A 17,135-nucleotide genomic window follows, 5' to 3' on the forward strand; every position below is an offset into this window, starting at 1 on the left:
AACCGGCACGCCGGGGGAGGGGGAACCGCGGGCGGGTGGCGGTTCGGGTCAGGGCGGCGGCGTGGGCGCGCGCCTGGTTCTGCCTGATTCAATTCCCCTGAAAGCGCGGTGCTCGCCCGGCGCATCTGCGTATTGGACTTTCGGCAGTGTCGGTGTTGCACGGCTCTGCGTATCGTCACGGCTGTGGGAAGAGGGACGACCGAGGCGAGACTGTGACCGCGGAGAGAACCGGGAACGCCGGGGGGTGGTGGCCACCCGGGGTGGCGCTCCTGCTGAGCGTGGCGGCCACGGTGGCGGCTGGTCTGAGTGTCATCAGCCTGTGGTGGGCCGTGCCGACCGCGGTCACCGCGTTTGTGGTGGGGTTGCGGTACGGGCGGGTCCGGTCGACGGCGCTCGTGCTGGTCGCAGGGCTCGCGATCGCCGTGGTGGCGGTCTCGGTGGTCCCCTCCTGGATCGAACTGGGGAGCCGGTTCGTGGCGGTGGTGGTGGGGGCCGCCATGCTGCCCTGGTTCGCGGGCCGGTTCTGGCGCCAGTACCGGCAACTCGTCCGGGCCGGCTGGGAGCGGGCCGAGCATCTGGAACGTGAGCAGCGGCTCGTCGCCGAGCAGGCCCGGCTGCGTGAGCGGACCCGTATCGCCCAGGACATGCACGACGTCCTGGGCCACGACCTCAGCCTGATCGCCCTGTCGGCCGCCGCCCTGAAGCTCGCGCCCGATCTGCCGGAGGCGCACCGGGCGTCCGCGGCGGACATCAGGGCGAGGGCGGCGGCCGCCGTGGAGCGCCTCGGTGAGGTGATCGGCATCCTGCGCGAGGAGACGGACGGGGCGCCGGCACAGCCGGTCGGTGCCGATATCGCGGACCTGGTCGCCAGGGCATCCGCGTCCGGACTCGCGGTCACGTTGTGCGTCGAGGGCGAGATGGGCGATCTGCCGCCGGTGGTCGAACGGGCCGCGCACCGCGTCGTGCAGGAGGCGCTGACCAACGTCGCCAAACACGCGCCTGGTGGGGCAGCGGCCGTCCAGGTCCGGCACATGGCCACCGAGACCGAGGTCCTGGTGGAGAACGGCCTCGCGAACACCGTCGATCTCCCGTCCCGGGGCGGGAGCGGGGGCCGCGGCCTCATCGGCCTGGACGAACGCGTCCGGCTGGCCGGAGGCTCCCTCACCTACGGTCCCTCAGGTGGTGGCTTCACCGTCCTGGCCCGGCTCCCGCACAGCTCCGCGGCGCAGTCGCCGCCCTCTTCCGGCCTCGCGTCGCCCGCCTCGGGCGGTGCCGTGCCGCGGGAGCACCGGCGCGCCCGCCGCAAGCTCGGCCGCACCCTGGTCACCGCGTTCATGCTGCCCCTGGTGACGGGCGCACTGCTCGGCGGTGTCCTGAGAGGGCGGGAGATGCTGACGGCGGGGCAGTCGGTGCTGGCTCCGGAGAACTACGCCGGCCTGCGAATCGGGCAGGATCGTTCCGAGGTGGAGCGGTATCTGCCGGATCAGCAGACGGCCCATCCACTAGGAGTCGTCGGATCAGAAGAACAGGGCATGACGTGCGAGTACTACGCGATGACAGCCGATCCTTTCGACGACCGATCCGGAGACACCTACCGCCTGTGCTTCCGGGCGGGCAAGCTGGTGTCCGCGGACGTACTCGCCGGGTGAGTGTCCGATGATCCGCGTACTGATCGCCGACGACGAGCCGATGATCCGCGCGGGCGTGCGGGCCGTTCTGTCGGCTGACCCGGACATCACCGTCGTCGCCGAGGCCGCCGACGGCCACGAGGCGGTGGGACTGGTTCAGCGCCACCGCCCTCAGGTGGCCGTGCTCGACATCCGTATGCCGAAGGTCAACGGCATCGAAGCCGCCGCGGAGATCCGCAGGACGGTTCCGGCCACCGGTGTCGTCATCCTGACGACGTTCGGCGAGGACGACTACATCCTTCAGGCACTCGGCGGCGGAGCCGCGGGGTTCCTGATCAAGTCCGGTGAGCCCGAGGAGCTGATCGCGGGAGTCCGCGCGGTGGCCGACGGTGCGGCTTATCTGTCACCGAAAGTCGCCGCCCGGGTGGTCGCCCATCTCGCGGCGAGCGGCGCGGGAACCCTGGCCGGCCGGCGCGGCACCGCCCGCAGGCGGATCGATGCGCTCACCGCCCGGGAACGCGAAGTACTGGCCTTCCTCGGCGGCGGGCTGTCCAACGGTCAGATCGCCCGCCGGCTGCACGTGGTGGAGGGGACGGTCAAAGCCCATGTCAGCTCGATCCTGGCCCGCCTGGCCGTCGACAACCGGGCGGCGGCGGCCGTGGTGGCCCACGAGGCCGGGATCGTTCCCGCCCAGGCGTCCGAGCAGCGGTGACACCAGCCGCGCCGCCGGCGGCGTGAACGCGAACAGCACCGCCGCCACCACGGTGGCAGCGAGGATCACGCCGGCGAGCACGTCATGCGGGTAGTGAACCCCCACCATCACCCGCAGCAGCGCCGCCGCCCCGGCCAGCGGCAGAGTCACCGTGGCGAGGCGGGGACGCAGCATGGCCAGCCCGACCGCGAGCCCGGCGGCCAGAGTGGCGTGGTTGCTCGGAAACGACCAGTCCCCTGCCGCGGGACATTCCGCGATCGCCGCCCCCGCCCCCCGCACCACGCGACATGGCCGCTCCTCGTCCACCACCAGCTTCAACGCTTCGCTGATCGCGTAGGCGGCGACGGTGCCGACACCGATCACGACGGTCGCGCCGACACCGTGAGCGTCCTTGCGGCGAACGGCGATCCACCAGACCAGGACGAGCAGCAGCCCGAGGACCACGAGGGTGCCCTCCGTGGCCACCTCCAGCGCCGTGCCCACCCATGACGGCGCGTCGGCCACCGCCCCGGTCACCGATCGGTACGCGGATGCCGAAGCCCCATCCACGATCTTCACCGGACCGGCCTCGCCCAACCCGCCCGGAGAAAGCCAGGCGACCACTCCCGCCCCCGCGCCCAGCAACACGGTTGAGCCCAGCAGCCGACGACCGAGATCGTGCCTGGAGTCAGTTCTCATAGCCACTGACCGTAGGAACGGCAACAGCCTGACACCTGAGTCGAACGGTAAGGCCGGGCTTGGACGAACGTCAGGGTTGACACCCCGCGGCCACCATGTCCAAAGCCGCCGTCGTCCTCGACAGCCACCCCGGAGCTCGTCGCTCCCGCGGCATGGGAGGCGCTTTCCCCGTCGGCCGGGGAACCGCCAGGGACGCCGGGCGGACGGTTCAGAGCCAGGTGGTGCCGAGCCAGGCGGTCGCCGCGGCGGCTGCCAGGAGGGCGATGTTGAGCCCGATCTGCCGGACCTCGCCGCGGCTCAGGTGGACCGCGATGCCGCCGATCTGGATCAGGAGGAGGCCGATCGCCGCGGCGACGGCGAGCCAGGGCGCGATCCCGGTGAGCGGCGGCAGGATCAGGCCGGCCGCGCCGAGAACCTCCAGGACGCCGATCAGGCGGACGAGCGGCATCGGGACGGTGTCGACCCAGCCCATCATCGGCTGGAGCCGCTCCTGGCTCTGGACGACCTTCTTGCCCCCGGCGTAGAGGTAGAAGGCGGCCATAAGCGCCGCGACGATCCAGTAGGAAATCTCCATGGGGGACCCCTCGGGGTTGGTGACGTGGCGCCTGCCACGATGGTTACCGGTCGTAAGAAGCCCCATGATGCGTCACCATTGGAAGCCGTACAAAAGGCACACGCGTGTGCCTTACACACAGGGGACTGTCATGTCGGAGTACGAGCACACCTGCATGATCCGGGGAGACGGCGGGCGGACGATCCGCGCCATCCTCGACCGCATCTGCAACAAGTGGACGTTGCTGGTCGTGGCGACCCTCGACCAGGGCAGGCTGCGCTTCACCGACCTGCACCAGCAGGTTCCCGGGATCTCCCAGCGCATGCTGACCCTGACGCTCCGTAACCTCGAACGCGACGGCCTGGTCTCCCGGACGGTGTACGCCGAGGTCCCGCCACGGGTCGAGTACGCGCTGACCCTCACCGGCAAGAGCCTCATCCCGCCCGCGCTCGCCCTCGCCGGCTGGGCCATCGAGCACATCTCGCACATCGAGGCCAGCCGCGAGGCCTACCAGACCCGCGACGGGTGACCCGAGGTCCCGCCCCCGGCCGCTTCGCCCATGACACGCCGATCCGTGACGGGAAACGCGTTTCCGGCCCGTCCTGCTCAGCCGCAGCGGCCCCAGGACTTCCAGCGGGCCTTGGCGACGGCGGCGCCGCGCCCGTCGTCCCAGATCGTGCCGGAGTATCTGACGCACCGGCCCTTGCCGTAGACCTTCAGCGGGCCTATGTGGGACTTGACCTGCCGCCCCTCGTTCCTGCCGGGCCCGCTCGAACTCGCGCCCATCCTCTGCGTCGTGACCGTGGCCGAGGCGAAGGTGGCGACGCCGACGTTCGAGGTCTTGATCGTGGTGACGCAGTTGTAGCCGGTCCTGCGGTCGTACAGCAGGTAGACGTGACCGAGCACGTCGCCGGAGGGGGTCCTCACGGCCTGCTTGCTCCGGGCGACCCGGGCGAAGCCGGGACCGCACACCCGTTCCGGGCTGACGGCGGGGGCGACCGTGTGCGCGGGACCGGCGACGGAGGCGACCGCGGGGGCGGGGTTGACGACGATCCCCCCGATCGACAGCGCGGCGGCGAGGAGGATCGTCTTCGTGGACCCGCGCATTCGGCCATCCCTCTCAACCGTCCCCCGCTTGCCGCGGGGGAGCAATGGTTGATCATTCTGCCGGAGGATCCGGCATCAAATGACCGAAACGGTCAGACGCGTGGCCTCACCCCTGACTCTGGGGGAGGCCTGACCGGCTCAGCCGCCTCAGGGCCTCGGCGGTGGCGGAGCCGGGTTCGGGGTTGTAGACGCACAGGGTCTGGTCGGGGTCGTCGGGAGGCTGGAAGGACTCGTAGAGGAAGCGGAGATCACCGACCACGGGGTGGTGGTAGCGCTTGACGCCGTGGGTGCGGCGCAGGACGCAGTGGTCGTCCCACCAGGTGGCGAACTGGGGCAGGCGCAGGGTGAGCTCGCACACGAGGTCGGCGAGCCGCCGGTCGTGCGGGTGGCGGCCCGTCTCGAAGCGGAGGATGGCGATGGTCTCGGAGGCGACCTGCGGCCAGTCCACCACGCGTTCGCGGGCCTCGGGGTCCAGGAGGTAGAAGCGGGAGAGATTGCGCCGGGGGGCGGGGAGAGCCTCGAAGTCGGTCAGGACCGCGCGCGCCAGGCGGTTGCTGGCCAGCACGTCGGTGCGCCGGCCGAGGATGAAGGCGGGGACGTGCTCCAGGGTCTGGAGCATCAGGTGCAGGCCCGGCCGGACCCGCTGCGGAGCGAGCGTACGGCCGGCGGGCGCGGGCCGTGCCAGCAGGCCGCCGAGATACTCGCGCTCCGCGAGATCGAGCTGCAGCGCGTGGGCGAGGGTCTCCATGACCTTCGGGGACGGGGTTCCGGCGCGGCCCTGCTCAAGACGGGTGTAGTACTCGGTGCTCACTCCGGCGAGGCGGGCGACCTCGCCCCGGCGCAGTCCCGGCACCCGCCGGGTGCGGTCGTCACCCGCCAGCCCTGCCAGGCCAGGAGTGATCTTGGCCCGGCGGGAGCGCAGGAAGTCCGCGATCTCGCTGCTACGGTCCATCCTCCCAGTGTGTGCCAGCGGGGTGCGGTGCTCTCTCACCGGGTGGCCCTGGCGGTACCTGCCTGACCAGGGCCTGCTCGGGCCCTCTGGACGCCGCTCGGGGGTGGTGTGCTGGATGTGTGGCCGGGATCCCGTCTCCCGGCCCGGTTCTCTTCGGAAGGTGTCCACATGTTCGGGGAAACTCCCGCCAGGCCCCTGACCGGCCGCGTGGCGGTCATCACCGGGGCCTTCGGCGACGTCGGCGAGACCCTGGCCGGGCATCTGGCGAGGCTGGGCGCGCGCGTCGCCCTCCTGGCCGGGGTCGAGGACCGGCTGGACGGGCCGGTCTCCCGGATCGAGGAGGACGGCGCCGCCCTGGCGATCACCGTCGACGTGACCGACGCCGCGGCGGTGCGGTCGGCCGCCGGCCGGGTGGCGGCCGAGCTGGACGACGCCGACCTGCTGTTCAACAACGCGGACGTCATGCTGCCCGCCCCGGCCGAGAGGCTCACCCCCGAGCAGCGGGAGCACCGGATCGACCTGAACATCACCGGGCTGATGAACGTCCTGGGCGCCTTCACCCCGCAGCTGGTCAGGGCCGCCGCCGAGCGCGGCGTGGCCGATCTGATCAACACCTCGTCGACCGCGGCGCTGGACATCTTCCCGAACATCGCCCTCCACTCCGGCACCAGGGCCTACGTCACCCACCTCTCGCACCACCTGCGCGTCGAGCTGGGCACCAGGAACGTGCGGGTCTCGACGCTCGAACCCGGCATCGTCGACACCGGGTCACGTGGCCAGGCCACCGGCGACAACGTGCTCCCGTGGCCGAAGAGGCCCAGGGAGACGGCGGAGGGCCTCACGCCGCGCGACATCGCCGAGACCGTCGGCTTCATCGCCACCCTGCCGCCGCGCGTGAACCTCCAGCAGGTCACGATCATGCCCACCCACCGGCCCGGCTGACCTTCCCACGGGGAAGGGCTTCGCGACCCGCGCGATTGTGGTTGCGGTACGTGACGGCGCACGCGTACCCTTCCGGCAACGCATTGACGGAGACGAGTAGTCACCGGACCAGGGCAGGCACGAGAGAGCCGCCGGCAGCTGTGAAGGCGGCCCTGTCCCCGGTGACGAAGACCCTCCCGAGTGCGGGGAGGAACGGCGCCCGCGCCCAATGCCCCGCCGGCCGGCCCCCGTCACCGGGCCCTTCGAGGCCGCCGTCGTCACGGCGGTGAAAGTGCGGTGGCACCGCGAGTTCCCTTCTCGCCCGCACTCCCAAGGGATCACCACTCACTGACCAGAGGTTTGTGATGATCTCCTCATCCACGGAATCCACGGAATCCACGACATCCGCTGAATCCACGACATCCGCGACTGGCCCGTCCACCCGCAGGACCCTGGCCGCCGAGCTTCCCCGGCGAATCGGCCACCAGGTGACCGTCCAGGGCTGGCTGCACCGCAGGCGAACCCTGAAATCGGTGGTCTTCCTCGTCCTGCGGGACCGCTCCGGCCTGGCACAGGCCGTGGTCACCGAGCCCGAGGCCATGGCCCTGGCCGGAGGCCACCCCGAGGAGACGGTCCTGCAGATCACCGGGACCGCGACCGCCAACCCCCAGGCCCCCGGCGGGGTCGAGGTGACCTCCCCGCAGGTCACCGCCCTGTCGGGGCCGGCCGCGGCCCCGCCGTTCGACCTCTACCGCCCCGCGGTGGCGGCCACCCTGCCGACCGTCCTCGACCACGCCCCGGTCGCGCTGCGCCACCCGCTGCTGCGGGCCCCCCACACGATCTCCGCGGTCTCGGTGGCGGGTTTCCGTACGGCGCTGGACGCGCTCGGCTTCACCGAGATCCACACGCCCAAGGTGGTTGCCTCGGCGACCGAGTCCGGCGCGAACGTCTTCGAGATCGACTGGTTCGGCACCCGCGCCTACCTGGCCCAGTCGCCGCAGTTCTTCAAGCAGGCCATGGTCGGCGTCTTCGAGCGCGTCTACGAGACCGGGCCGGTCTTCCGCGCCGAGCCCCACGACACCGCGCGGCACCTGGCCCAGTACATCTCGCTGGACGCCGAGCTCGGCTTCGTCACCGACCACCGGGAGGTGATGGCCGTTCTGCGCGAGGTCCTCGCGGGCATGACGGCCGCCGTCGCACGGCACGCCGGCGAGGCGTGCGCGCTGCTGGACGTCTCGCTGCCCGAGGTCCCGGAACGGATCCCGGAGATCCACTTCTCCCGGGCCCAGGAACTCCTGGCCGCCCACACCGGCGAGGACCCCAGGGGCGAGCCGGACCTCGCGCCGGCCCACGAACGCTGGCTGTCGCGGTGGGCGCTGCGCGAGCACGGCAGCGAGTTCCTGTTCGTCACCGGCTACCCGATGGTCAAACGCCCCTTCTACACCCACCCCGAGCCCGGCAGGCCGGAGTACTCCAACAGCTTCGACCTGCTCTTTCGCGGCCTGGAGCTGGTCACCGGCGGCCAGCGCCTGCACCGCCACGAGGACTATCTCGCGGCCCTGGCGGCCCGGGGGGAGTCGCCGGAGCCCTACGCCGGCTACCTCGCCGCCTTCCGGCACGGGATGCCCCCGCACGGCGGCTTCGCCCTCGGCCTGGAACGCTGGACCACCCGGCTGACCGGGGCCGACAACATCCGCCGCGCCACCCTGTTCCCCCGTGACCTCCACCGGCTGACGCCGTGACGCCGTGACGCCGTGACGCTGTGACGCCGTGACGCTGTGACGCTGTGACAACCCCCGGGTGCGGCCCGTTCCGGCGGGCCGCACCCGGGGCAAGCCCGGTGGGGGAGGGGCCGTCACGAGAACATGTGGCCCGCGTAGCGGGCGTACACGGCGGCGCAGCGGCGCATGGCGGCCTCGTCGACGTACTCGCCGGGGCCGTGCGAGACGTCCAGGCGGCCCGCCCCGTAGCCGAAGGCGGGGATGCCGAGCTGCGCGTACCAGCGGGTCTCCAGGATGCCCGCGCACATCTCGAACCGGGCCGGGCCGCCCTCGACCTCGCCGACGGCGCGGGCGAGCGCGACGGCCGCGGGATGGTCGGCGTCGGTGCCGGCGGAGGGCTGCAGCTGGGTCGTGCGGACCGACACCTCGGCGCCGATCTCGCGGGCGGCGTCCTCGACGATGCCGGTCAGGCGCTTGAGCTCGCCCTCCAGGTCCTCCTCGGGGTTGTAGCGGCCGTCGACGGTGAAGAAGGCCGAGCCGGGCACGACGTTGAAGTTGGAGCCGCCGCCGGACAGGCCGCCGACCACGACCATGGTGCCGGGGGCGTCGCCGGGGTTCATCGGCAGGCCGGTGTGGCGCCCGGCCATCTCGGCGGCGTAGCGCTCGACGGGACGGGCGACGTGCAGCATGTGCTGGAAGGCGTTGACGCCGAGGTCGGCCTGCCCGACGTGGGCCTCGCGGCCCCGGATGTCGACGCGGACGGAGACGGCGCCGCGGGCGGCGTTCCAGATGGCGCCGCCGCTGGGTTCGGCGGTGAGCATGGCCAGCGCGGCCGGGTCGATCAGCCCGGCGGCGCGCAGGTGACCGGCGCCCACGACGCTGCCGGTCTCCTCGTCGCACACCAGGTGCACCACGACCCGCCCGTCGCCCAGCAGCCCCAGGTCCCTGGCGGCCGCGGCGCCGTAGAGCATGCTGACGATGCCGCCCTTCATGTCGGCCGTGCCCCGGCCGATGATCCTCCCGTCGCGGCGTACGGCCGTGAACTGGCCGCGGTCCTGGGCGGGCACCACGTCGAAGTGGCCGTGGAAGTAGACGAGTCTGTCACCGTCGCCGGCGGTGCCGCGCACGACGCACGGCTCCTCGAGCTCGCCGGACGGGTCGGCGACCTCGATGATCTCCGGGGACAGGCCGAGCCCGTCCATCGCCTCGCCCAGCACCCGCGCGCAGCGGCCCAGCGCGCGGCCGGGCGGGTTCTCGGAGTCGACGGCCACGAGGCGTTCGAGCAGCCCCGCCATCTCCTCGGCCCGTTCGTCCAGCCAGGCCCCGACCCGCGCGGCATGGTTCGTCATGGGTTTCGCCTTTCGGTCGGACGGTGTCATGTCGCGGCTCGCCCCCGGAGCCGGGACGCGTGTGGCGAAAGCAGTCGGCGCGATCCCAGGTTGCCATCAACCTTCGAAGAGGTCGATGCCCCGGGGCGCTACCCGCCGGACCGATCCTCGAGGAACACGCGTTCACGCGCCTGCTCGACTCCCGGGAGGTGGCGATCGCCGAGCTGTTCCGGGCGTTCCTGAGCGCGGTGGTGGGGGGCGAACCGCCCGCGAGAACCTGATCGTCCCGGCCGCCGGGGGTGCTCCCGCGCCCGGCGGTCAGGATGGCTGGACCTCGTCGAAGAGGGCGAGGGCTTCGGCGGGGTCCGGGCTCACGAGGCGTTCCAGGCCGGCCGTCGTGATCTCCGCCCACCTGCCGGCCCGTGCCCACATCCGTTCCTCGAAGGCGCGGACGGCCTCGTCCAGACCGCCGGGGGTGGAGGCGGCGACGGACTCGGCGAGTTCGGCGCCGTCCAGCATCGCGAGGTTCGCGCCCACTCCGAGCGGGGGCATCAGGTGGGCGGCGTCGCCCAGCAGCGTCACCCCGGGGACGTGCGCCCAGGTGTGGGAAACGGGCAGGACGTGAAGGGGGCGGTGGGCGAAGGCGGTGCCGTGGCGGAGGAGGTCGAGGAGGGGGGCGGCCCAGCCGTCGAACAGGGCCAGCAGGCTCGAGCGCACCGCCTCGGCGTCGGCCAGGTCCAGGCCCGCGCCCAGGCCCGCGTCCGCGTCTGTGTCCGCGCCCAGGCCCGTGCCCGTGCTTGTGTCCGTGCGCAGGCCCAGGTGCCGGTCCGGGTTCGTGTGCCAGTCCAGCGGCGCGCGGAACTGGGCGTACACCTTGACGTGGCCGCCGCTGTTGCGCTGGGCGACGAGGGCGCGGTTCACGCCGTACGCGGCCACGGAACCGTCGCCGACCAGCCGGGCGAGGTCGGGGTGGCGGGTGTCGACGTCGTCCAGGGAGGTCTCGACCAGGGTGACGCCGGTGTAGTGCGGCGTCGCGGGCGAGAGTGCCGGGCGGACCCGGGACCGGGCGCCGTCCGCGCCGATCACGAGGTCGAACGTCTCCTGCCGCCCGTCCGCGAAGCGGACCGGCACGCCGTCCCGGGTCCCCGGCGCCACCTCCGTCACGCCGTGCCCCCACCGGACCTCCAGGGGGCCGAGCAGCAGGTCGCGGAGTTGTCCCCGGTCGATCTCGGGGTTGGCCACCTCGTCGGGCCGGGGTCGCCAGTCGCGCAGGACGGTCCCGTCCGTGTCCAGGATGCGCATGGCCTGCCCCTCGGGACGGGACAGCTCCTGGAACTCCGCCAGCAGCCCCGCCTTGGCCAGCGCGAGCCGGCCCATCCCCTCATGCAGGTCGAGCGTGCCGCCCGGGGGACGGGCGTCGGGGGCGGGGTCGCGTTCGAGGACGGTGACGGGGTGTCCGTGGCGGTGCAGGACGCGGGCGAAGGTGAGGCCGGCGAGGCCGCCCCCGACTACGGCGATACGATGTCTCATGTCGATACACTGTATTTCGCTCATACGATGTATCGCAACAGTACGATGCGACCATGACTGTGTGGGACCGGCCGGAGCCGCCGACTCGCCCCGTACCACTGGACCGGGAGCGAATCGTCGCCGCCGCCGTCGCGCTCGCCGACGAGGGCGGCCTGGAGGCGGTGTCGCTGCGCAAGGTCGCCGCCCGGCTGGACGCCGGCCCGATGCGGCTGTACGGATACATCTCCACCAAGGAGGAGCTGTTCGACCTCATGGTGGACGAGGTCCACGCCGAGATCCTCCCCGAGGAGCGGCCCGGCGACTGGCGGGAGGCGCTGCGCGGCCACGCCCACCGCACCAGGCGGGCCACCCTCCGTCACGAATGGCTGGCCGACCTGCTCGGCGGCCGTCCGGCCCTGGGCCCGAACGCCCTCGCCGTCACCGAGACCACACTGGCCGCCCTCGACGGCCTCGCCGACCTCGACACCGTCCTGCGCGCCGTGGAGACCGTCGGCGCCTACCTCATCGGCGCGATCAGGCGCGAGATCGCGAACCTGCGGGCCGAGCGCGCCACGGGCCTGTCCGAGCGCGACTGGCAGCGCGCCTCCGGCCCGCACGTGACGAGGATGCTGGCCACCGGCCGCTTCCCGGCGCTGGCCAGGGTCGTGCACGAGGGCACGGACATGGACGCCGAGACGTCCTTCGCCACCGGCCTGGAGTGGGTCCTCGACGCCGTGGCCGCCAGACTCGCCCGGCCGCCGGCGTGAGGCCCGGGATTCCGGTACATCAGCGGGAGCGCGCCCAGCCGAGGGGTGAGCTCGGCGCGGCTCGGTTCGCGGCCCGGTTCGCGGCCCGGTTCGCGGCCCCGGGGCACGGCACCGGGGCACGGCCGGTGAACCGTTCGCGGCATCCGTCGTCGGCCGCTCCGATGCCGGTTACCGCCGTCTGATTGCCCGCTGAACAGCCCCTTCCAGCTACTCGGTGCCGCTGACTACCGGGACATGGCAACACCGAATAACCGGAAGGGCCTCGTTCACGTGCCGTGCAGGCGGGTGTGTCGCGCCAGGACGGTGTCGATGATCTGGGTGCGCTCGGGCGGGGCGACGGCGGTGTCCCACCAGCGGATGGCGCCGATCTCCTGGTTGGGGGTGAAGGCGTGGTGGAGGGCGGGGACGTGGGCGGTGTAGATCGCGGCGTACTCCTCACGTAGCGGGCCGACGAGCCGGAAGCGCGCGTATCCGGCGAGGGTGAGGGTGGGCAGGAGCAGGCCGCTCTCCTCGTGGAGTTCCCGTACGGCGGCCTGGAGGGGTGTCTCGCCGGGGTCGATCCCGCCGCCGGGCAGCTCCCACTCCCCTCGGAAGCGGTCGAAGACCAGCAGCAGGTGGCGGCCGCACCAGACCGCGACCAGGGCCGCGGGCATCGGCGCGTCGTCCGGCACATCGTCCGGAATGTCGTCCGGTGCGTCGGCAACGCGTGCGACCGGCAGGAACGCCGTCAGCGTGTTGCCCTTCACATCCTGGGCCAGGGCATCGTCCATGCACCCATGGTGAACGCTCACCTTCGAGAAACCTCGGCCGTGGCACCCGTGTCACCTGACTCTGGATGCGCCGCCGTCCCTCGTCCTGAAAAGATTCCGGCCGGCATGTAGAGGAACGACAAACGGCTCCGACTCCCCGGTGAAGGCGCCGGACGGGCGCCGGAACATGGAAGGCAGCGAGTATGAGCAAGGTCACGTGCGACATGGCGATGTCCCTCGACGGCTTCGTGGCAGGGCCGAACCAGAGCCTGGAGAACCCGCTCGGCGAGGGCGCGAAGGAGTGCCTGCACCGGTGGATGTTCGAGGAGCCCGAGCGGCACACCGCGGTGCTCGAGGGCATCACCGCGGCCGGGGCCTTCATCATGGGCCGTAACATGTTCGGTCCCGGCCGCGGCGCCTGGGATCTGGACTGGAGCGGCTGGTGGGGTGAGGAGCCGCCGTACCACGCGCCGGTCTTCGTCCTCACCCGCCACCCGCGCGAGCCGTTGACGATGAAGGGCGGCACGACGTTCTTCTTCGTCACCGACGGGATCGAGGCGGCGATGGCCCGGGCGCGCGAGGCCGCCGGTGACAGCGACGTCGCCGTCGCCGGGGGCGCCGAGACGGTGAACCAGTATCTGGCGGCAGGGCTCATCGACGAGCTGCGCCTGCACATCGCGCCCGTGATCCTCGGCGGAGGCGAGCGGCTGCTCGACAACCTCGGGAGCATCACCCTCGAACCCGTCGGCGACCCCTCGGGCACCAGCCTCGTCGCCCATCTGACGTACCGGGTGATCCGGTAGAAGGGGTGACGGACGGGCCGGAGCCTTGATCGGCGACCGGTTCCCGGCCGTACCGCCGCCACCACCGCCACCGCTGCCGCCGATGGCCCGCGGGCACCCGGCCGCCTGGGCCGGAGGGCCCGGTCCCGGCGGGTGCCGGTACGCGCGGCGGGCGGCGGGCGGTGGGCGGCAGGCGGTGGAACGCACGTCGGCCTGCCGGCGGGTCAACCCGGTGGAGCGAACGCGGTGTCCGATTCGTTCAAGACGACCTTCCGGCTGTTCGGTCATGCTGATGACATGGAGCAAAAGGTACATTTCATCACTTTGGCCACGCCTGACCTCGACGCAGCCCGCGCGTTCTACCGCGGGGGCCTGGGCTGGACGCCGCTTCTGGACGTGCCGGGGGAGATCATCTTCTTCCAGGTGGCCCCCGGGGTGGTCCTGGGGCTGTTCGACGCGGAGAAGTTCGTCGAGGACATGCACGGCACGGCGGCCGACGGCAAGCTGGGAGGTCTCACCCTGTCCGCCAACGTGCCGACGCCCGCCGACGTCGACGCCACCGTACGGCACGCCGTCGAAGCGGGCGGCACGCTGGTGAAGCCTCCCCAGGCCGCGAACTTCGGCGGCTACCACGGCCACGTCGCCGACCCCAACGGGGTGATCTGGGAGATTTGCCACAACCCCGGCTGGCGGCTCGACGACACCGGCCAGGTCCACCTCGGCCCGGTGGAGGCGGACCAGCCACGAGAGGCGGGAGCTTGAGGCCTTCCGCCCGCGTGCGCCCGGGCGACGTCGCCGGGGCGTGCCGGGCGACCCGGGGGAGCGGCCACCACCCGCCACCACTCGCCGCCGCCCGCCATCACCTGCCGCCGCCGTGCCCCTCGTCGAGCACGTTCTTCGCCATGCGGGTGTCCTCCACCGGGCCCGTCTCGGCCCGGTCGCCCCGCTCCGCTCCCGCGATCTCGGCGGGTTCCCGGACGGGGTCTCGGGTCACGGGAGTCCGTCTCCGCGGAAGGTCACCGCGCCTCGGTCAGCAGGCGCAGCTCCTCGCGGACGATCGCGCGGATGCCCTGCGGGGTGAAGTTGTGCGGGTAGGTCGCCGTCTGCAGCGTCAAACCGTCCATGAACACGTGGAGCCGCGCCGCCCGCCGTTCCAGGACGGCGTCCGCGAGCTACACGAGCGACCACGCCGGCACCAGGCCCATGTGGCACATCTGGGTTCCCGTCCTCGCCGGACTGGCACTCACGTGGTTGATGCCGTCGCCGCCCCGGGCGGCCTCCGTGAACGATGCGCCGGCGACGCGAGGTTTCAACCTGCAGGCGGGCCTTCACCTGCAGGCGGGCGTTCTCCTGGCGTCGGGCGTGCTGTTCGCGGTGGCGCTGCGACTGGTGACCGACAGCGGCCATGACGCCGAGCCGGCACACACCATCTTGAAGATCGTCCTGCTGCTGGCCGTGCCCGTGCTGCTGTTCCGGCTGTCACGCCACGGCGCCACCCGTCCGGAGGCGGTGCGCGAGCGGCCCTCGGCCTGGCGCCGCTACGGGCCGGTGGTGCCGGTGGCGGTTTGGCTCGTCCTCTACCACGTCGGCCCGTTCGCCCGGCCGGCCGGCCGGCGACGACGACTGGGCGGCGGCTCTCGACCCCGCCACGCTGCTGATCGCCATGATCGTGGTCTTCGCCGTCAACGCCCTGCTCGAAGAGGTCTTCTACCGGCGGTGGCTCCAGACCCGGTGGGAGCACCTCATCGGCCGCCGGCCCGCCATCGTGCTGGCGAGCCTGGTCTTCGCGGCCTGGCACATCGGCATCCACGGCACCGGTCACCTTCCCACCGACCTCGCCACGGTCTTCGTCCACCAGGGTGTACAGGGCCTGTTCCTCGGCTACCTGTGGAGCCGCTACCGGCTGATGTGGCCCATCCTCACCGTTCACGGCGCGATCAACGCCGGTACCGTCCTGCTGGGCATGCTCTAGCACCCGCGGTCCGACCAGCGAGGCGTACGGGAAACGGGGCGCCGAGCGGCCAAGATGGCGACATGGGGGAACACGGCAGGCGATGGCTCTTCGCCGATCAGCTCGGGGACCACTTCCTCGACTCCGATGACCAGCCGGTGCTGCTGGTCGAGGCCAGGTCGGCGCTGCGGCGGCGGCGCTACCACCGGCAGAAGGCGCACCTGGTGCTCTCCGCGCTGCGGCACCGCGCGGCCGAGCTGGGCGACCGCGCGCTGTTCCTGCGGACCGCCACCTTCGCCGAGGCGCTCGACAGCGCCGGCGGCCGGGTCAGCGTCTGCGGGCCCACCAGCCACGCGGCCGACGCGTTCGTCCGGAGTCGCGCCGAGGTGACCGTCCTGCCCTCGCGCGGGTTCACCAGCACCGCGGAGGAGTTCGCCACCTGGGCCAAGAGCAGGGACGGTCATCGGCTGCTCATGGAGGACTTCTACCGCGACGCCCGGCGCCGCCTGGACGTGCTCATGGACGGCGACGAGCCCGCCGGCGGCCGCTGGAACCTCGACACGGAGAACCGTGAGCCGCCGCCCGCCGGAGGGCTGGACGTGCCCGGCCCGTGGACGGCCGAGGAGGACGAGATCGACGAGCGGGTGCGCCACGACCTCGACCGGTGGGAACGCGACGGTGAGGTCTCCTTCGTCGGGCGCGACGGCCCGCGCACCTTCCCCGCCACCGCCGCGGAGGCCCGTGGCGCGCTGCGGCGCTTCGTCGACGACCGGCTGCCCGCCTTCGGCCCGTACCAGGACGCGATGCTCACCGGCGACCCGTTCATGGCGCACAGCATGCTCTCGCCCGCCATCAACCTCGGGCTGCTCGATCCCATGACGTGCGTGCGGGCCGCCGAGGCCGCCTACCGGGCGGGCCGGGCCCCGCTCGCGAGCGTCGAGGGCTACGTGCGGCAGCTCATCGGCTGGCGCGACTACATCTGGCACCTGTACTGGTACTTCGGCGAGGAGTACCGCGACCTCAACCGGCTGTCAGCCCGCGCGGCGCTGCCCGCCTGGTTCGAGGAGCTGGACGCCGACGCCGTCGAGGCGCGCTGCCTGTCGTGGGCGCTCGCCCAGGTGCGCGACAACGCGTTCACCCACCACATCATCCGGCTGATGGTGCTCGGGAACTTCGCGCTCCAGCGGGGGTACGACCCCGCGCGGCTGACCGAGTGGTTCCACCGCTGCTTCGTCGACGGGTACGACTGGGTGATGGTGCCCAACGTGGTCGGCATGTCGCAACACGCCGACGGCGGCATGCTGGCGACCAAGCCGTACGCGGCCGGGGGCGCGTACATCAATCGCATGAGCGACTTCTGCGCGCCCTGCCGCTACCGGCCCTCCCGGCGGACCGGCGAGGACGCCTGCCCGTTCACCGCGGGCTACTGGTGGTTCTTCGCCCGCAACCAGGAGTGGCTCGCCGCCAACCCGCGCACGGCCCGAGGCGTGTACGGCATGCGGCGGCTCGACGACCTGGACGAGGTGTGCGCCCAGGAGGCCGCACGCGGCGACGCGCCTCCCTGACCCCGGAGGCACCGGGTGACCTGCCGGAGCGCGGCTCGACGCCCGGCGACTCGGCCCACCTCCTGGCCGCGTCCAGGCCGGCGGCGTGGAGTCCGACGGTGGCAGGTCCTCGTGACGCCCGCTTTCCCCTCATCGCCGCGAATACCTGCCGAGGAGGGTAAACGAAAGGCTCGCGGATCTCGTTCTGCGGAAACTCAGGGAAGATCTTGCCG

At 72.4% G+C, this 17,135-nt stretch carries 18 protein-coding genes and 1 pseudogene; 10 read left to right on the forward strand and 9 right to left on the reverse strand.

Annotated elements, in window-relative coordinates:
• Positions 1 to 212 precede the first annotated feature (212 nt).
• Both ACFYWM_RS28910 and ACFYWM_RS28915 read left to right on the forward strand, forming a co-directional pair.
• Complete coding sequence (locus ACFYWM_RS28910; RefSeq protein ID WP_389919654.1) at positions 213 to 1,649, forward strand: sensor histidine kinase; 1,437 nt, start codon at positions 213 to 215, stop codon at positions 1,647 to 1,649.
• 7 nt (positions 1,650 to 1,656) lie between these two features.
• Positions 1,657 to 2,340: a response regulator gene (locus tag ACFYWM_RS28915; RefSeq protein WP_389919657.1), complete on the forward strand. Its 684-nt coding sequence runs from the start codon at positions 1,657 to 1,659 to the stop codon at positions 2,338 to 2,340.
• 45 nt (positions 2,341 to 2,385) lie between these two features.
• Here ACFYWM_RS28915 and ACFYWM_RS28920 read toward each other — a convergent pair.
• Together ACFYWM_RS28920 and ACFYWM_RS28925 are read right to left on the reverse strand one after the other, a co-directional pair.
• Positions 2,386 to 3,018 (reverse strand): annotated as a pseudogene (locus ACFYWM_RS28920) (phosphatase PAP2 family protein); the annotation flags it as partial.
• 208 nt (positions 3,019 to 3,226) lie between these two features.
• Positions 3,227 to 3,592 carry a DoxX family protein gene (locus tag ACFYWM_RS28925; protein WP_389919660.1) on the reverse strand — a complete coding sequence of 122 codons (366 nt, stop codon included), beginning with the start codon at positions 3,590 to 3,592 and terminating at the stop codon, positions 3,227 to 3,229.
• 130 nt (positions 3,593 to 3,722) lie between these two features.
• On the opposite strand from ACFYWM_RS28925, the gene ACFYWM_RS28930 reads away from it, so the two are divergent.
• Positions 3,723 to 4,100 carry a winged helix-turn-helix transcriptional regulator gene (locus ACFYWM_RS28930; protein WP_389919663.1) on the forward strand — a complete coding sequence of 126 codons (378 nt, stop codon included), beginning with the start codon at positions 3,723 to 3,725 and terminating at the stop codon, positions 4,098 to 4,100.
• A 77-nt stretch (positions 4,101 to 4,177) separates the two neighbouring features.
• Here the strand turns inward: ACFYWM_RS28930 and ACFYWM_RS28935 are convergent, their stop codons facing one another.
• The gene (locus ACFYWM_RS28935; RefSeq protein WP_389919668.1) at positions 4,178 to 4,678 is read right to left on the reverse strand and encodes a hypothetical protein; all 501 of its coding nucleotides are present in this window, start codon (positions 4,676 to 4,678) and stop codon (positions 4,178 to 4,180) included.
• Positions 4,679 to 4,784: 106 nt separating this feature from the next.
• Positions 4,785 to 5,630 carry a helix-turn-helix domain-containing protein gene (locus tag ACFYWM_RS28940; protein ID WP_389919671.1) on the reverse strand — a complete coding sequence of 282 codons (846 nt, stop codon included), beginning with the start codon at positions 5,628 to 5,630 and terminating at the stop codon, positions 4,785 to 4,787.
• Positions 5,631 to 5,798: 168 nt separating this feature from the next.
• Between ACFYWM_RS28940 and ACFYWM_RS28945 the strand changes: the two genes are divergently transcribed.
• Entirely contained in the window at positions 5,799 to 6,572 is a 774-nt protein-coding gene (locus ACFYWM_RS28945) for an SDR family oxidoreductase (RefSeq protein WP_389919674.1), read from the forward strand.
• 431 nt (positions 6,573 to 7,003) lie between these two features.
• Positions 7,004 to 8,293, forward strand: a complete 1,290-nt coding sequence (gene aspS / locus ACFYWM_RS28950) for an aspartate--tRNA(Asn) ligase (RefSeq protein ID WP_389919886.1) — start codon at positions 7,004 to 7,006, stop codon at positions 8,291 to 8,293.
• A gap of 113 nt (positions 8,294 to 8,406) precedes the next feature.
• Here aspS and ACFYWM_RS28955 read toward each other — a convergent pair whose 3' ends face one another.
• The gene (locus tag ACFYWM_RS28955) at positions 8,407 to 9,621 is read right to left on the reverse strand and encodes a M20 family metallopeptidase (protein ID WP_389919677.1); all 1,215 of its coding nucleotides are present in this window, start codon (positions 9,619 to 9,621) and stop codon (positions 8,407 to 8,409) included.
• A gap of 297 nt (positions 9,622 to 9,918) precedes the next feature.
• Positions 9,919 to 11,130 carry an FAD-dependent oxidoreductase gene (locus ACFYWM_RS28960; RefSeq protein ID WP_389919680.1) on the reverse strand — a complete coding sequence of 404 codons (1,212 nt, stop codon included), beginning with the start codon at positions 11,128 to 11,130 and terminating at the stop codon, positions 9,919 to 9,921.
• A 53-nt stretch (positions 11,131 to 11,183) separates the two neighbouring features.
• Here ACFYWM_RS28960 and ACFYWM_RS28965 point away from each other — a divergent pair, with 53 nt between their 5' ends.
• On the forward strand, positions 11,184 to 11,876 hold the full coding sequence (locus ACFYWM_RS28965; protein WP_389919682.1) for a TetR/AcrR family transcriptional regulator: 693 nt from the start codon (positions 11,184 to 11,186) through the stop codon (positions 11,874 to 11,876).
• Between the two features lie 266 nt (positions 11,877 to 12,142).
• On the opposite strand, the gene ACFYWM_RS28970 is transcribed toward ACFYWM_RS28965, so the two are convergent.
• On the reverse strand, positions 12,143 to 12,646 hold the full coding sequence (locus ACFYWM_RS28970; RefSeq protein ID WP_389919685.1) for an NUDIX hydrolase: 504 nt from the start codon (positions 12,644 to 12,646) through the stop codon (positions 12,143 to 12,145).
• A 182-nt stretch (positions 12,647 to 12,828) separates the two neighbouring features.
• Here ACFYWM_RS28970 and ACFYWM_RS28975 point away from each other — a divergent pair, with 182 nt between their 5' ends.
• The gene (locus tag ACFYWM_RS28975) at positions 12,829 to 13,428 is read left to right on the forward strand and encodes a dihydrofolate reductase family protein (RefSeq protein WP_389919687.1); all 600 of its coding nucleotides are present in this window, start codon (positions 12,829 to 12,831) and stop codon (positions 13,426 to 13,428) included.
• A 276-nt stretch (positions 13,429 to 13,704) separates the two neighbouring features.
• Positions 13,705 to 14,169 carry a VOC family protein gene (locus ACFYWM_RS28980; RefSeq protein ID WP_389919690.1) on the forward strand — a complete coding sequence of 155 codons (465 nt, stop codon included), beginning with the start codon at positions 13,705 to 13,707 and terminating at the stop codon, positions 14,167 to 14,169.
• Positions 14,170 to 14,266: 97 nt separating this feature from the next.
• Here ACFYWM_RS28980 and ACFYWM_RS28985 read toward each other — a convergent pair whose 3' ends face one another.
• Together ACFYWM_RS28985 and ACFYWM_RS28990 are read right to left on the reverse strand one after the other, a co-directional pair.
• Positions 14,267 to 14,401: a hypothetical protein gene (locus tag ACFYWM_RS28985; protein ID WP_389919692.1), complete on the reverse strand. Its 135-nt coding sequence runs from the start codon at positions 14,399 to 14,401 to the stop codon at positions 14,267 to 14,269.
• Between the two features lie 22 nt (positions 14,402 to 14,423).
• Positions 14,424 to 14,564: a TetR family transcriptional regulator C-terminal domain-containing protein gene (locus ACFYWM_RS28990; protein WP_389919889.1), complete on the reverse strand. Its 141-nt coding sequence runs from the start codon at positions 14,562 to 14,564 to the stop codon at positions 14,424 to 14,426.
• Positions 14,565 to 15,070: 506 nt separating this feature from the next.
• On the opposite strand from ACFYWM_RS28990, the gene ACFYWM_RS28995 reads away from it, so the two are divergent.
• Positions 15,071 to 15,379 (forward strand): CPBP family intramembrane glutamic endopeptidase, encoded by a 309-nt coding sequence (locus ACFYWM_RS28995; protein WP_389919694.1) that lies wholly within the window; start codon positions 15,071 to 15,073, stop codon positions 15,377 to 15,379.
• 62 nt (positions 15,380 to 15,441) lie between these two features.
• A complete protein-coding gene (locus tag ACFYWM_RS29000; protein ID WP_389919697.1) occupies positions 15,442 to 16,923 on the forward strand; it encodes a cryptochrome/photolyase family protein in 1,482 nt (493 codons plus the stop codon).
• The last annotated feature ends 212 nt before the right edge of the window (positions 16,924 to 17,135 follow it).

It is taken from the genome of Streptosporangium sp. NPDC002721 (assembly GCF_042888905.1).
Taxonomy (GTDB): Bacteria; Actinomycetota; Actinomycetes; order Streptosporangiales; family Streptosporangiaceae; genus Streptosporangium.

Excerpts from the sequence above, each read along its gene's own strand:
- ACFYWM_RS28940 (WP_389919671.1), bottom strand. The coding sequence starts at position 5,630 with ATGGACCGTAGCAGCGAGATCGCGGACTTCCTGCGCTCCCGCCGGGCC.
- ACFYWM_RS28965 (WP_389919682.1), top strand. The coding sequence starts at position 11,184 with ATGACTGTGTGGGACCGGCCGGAGCCGCCGACTCGCCCCGTACCACTG.
- ACFYWM_RS28975 (WP_389919687.1), top strand. The coding sequence starts at position 12,829 with ATGAGCAAGGTCACGTGCGACATGGCGATGTCCCTCGACGGCTTCGTG.
- ACFYWM_RS28980 (WP_389919690.1), top strand. The coding sequence starts at position 13,705 with ATGGAGCAAAAGGTACATTTCATCACTTTGGCCACGCCTGACCTCGAC.
- ACFYWM_RS29000 (WP_389919697.1), top strand. The coding sequence starts at position 15,442 with ATGGGGGAACACGGCAGGCGATGGCTCTTCGCCGATCAGCTCGGGGAC.
- ACFYWM_RS28955 (WP_389919677.1), bottom strand. The coding sequence starts at position 9,621 with ATGACGAACCATGCCGCGCGGGTCGGGGCCTGGCTGGACGAACGGGCC.
- ACFYWM_RS28925 (WP_389919660.1), bottom strand. The coding sequence starts at position 3,592 with ATGGAGATTTCCTACTGGATCGTCGCGGCGCTTATGGCCGCCTTCTAC.
- ACFYWM_RS28995 (WP_389919694.1), top strand. The coding sequence starts at position 15,071 with ATGATCGTGGTCTTCGCCGTCAACGCCCTGCTCGAAGAGGTCTTCTAC.
- ACFYWM_RS28935 (WP_389919668.1), bottom strand. The coding sequence starts at position 4,678 with ATGCGCGGGTCCACGAAGACGATCCTCCTCGCCGCCGCGCTGTCGATC.
- ACFYWM_RS28970 (WP_389919685.1), bottom strand. The coding sequence starts at position 12,646 with ATGGACGATGCCCTGGCCCAGGATGTGAAGGGCAACACGCTGACGGCG.
- ACFYWM_RS28930 (WP_389919663.1), top strand. The coding sequence starts at position 3,723 with ATGTCGGAGTACGAGCACACCTGCATGATCCGGGGAGACGGCGGGCGG.
- ACFYWM_RS28915 (WP_389919657.1), top strand. The coding sequence starts at position 1,657 with ATGATCCGCGTACTGATCGCCGACGACGAGCCGATGATCCGCGCGGGC.
- ACFYWM_RS28960 (WP_389919680.1), bottom strand. The coding sequence starts at position 11,130 with ATGAGACATCGTATCGCCGTAGTCGGGGGCGGCCTCGCCGGCCTCACC.
- ACFYWM_RS28945 (WP_389919674.1), top strand. The coding sequence starts at position 5,799 with ATGTTCGGGGAAACTCCCGCCAGGCCCCTGACCGGCCGCGTGGCGGTC.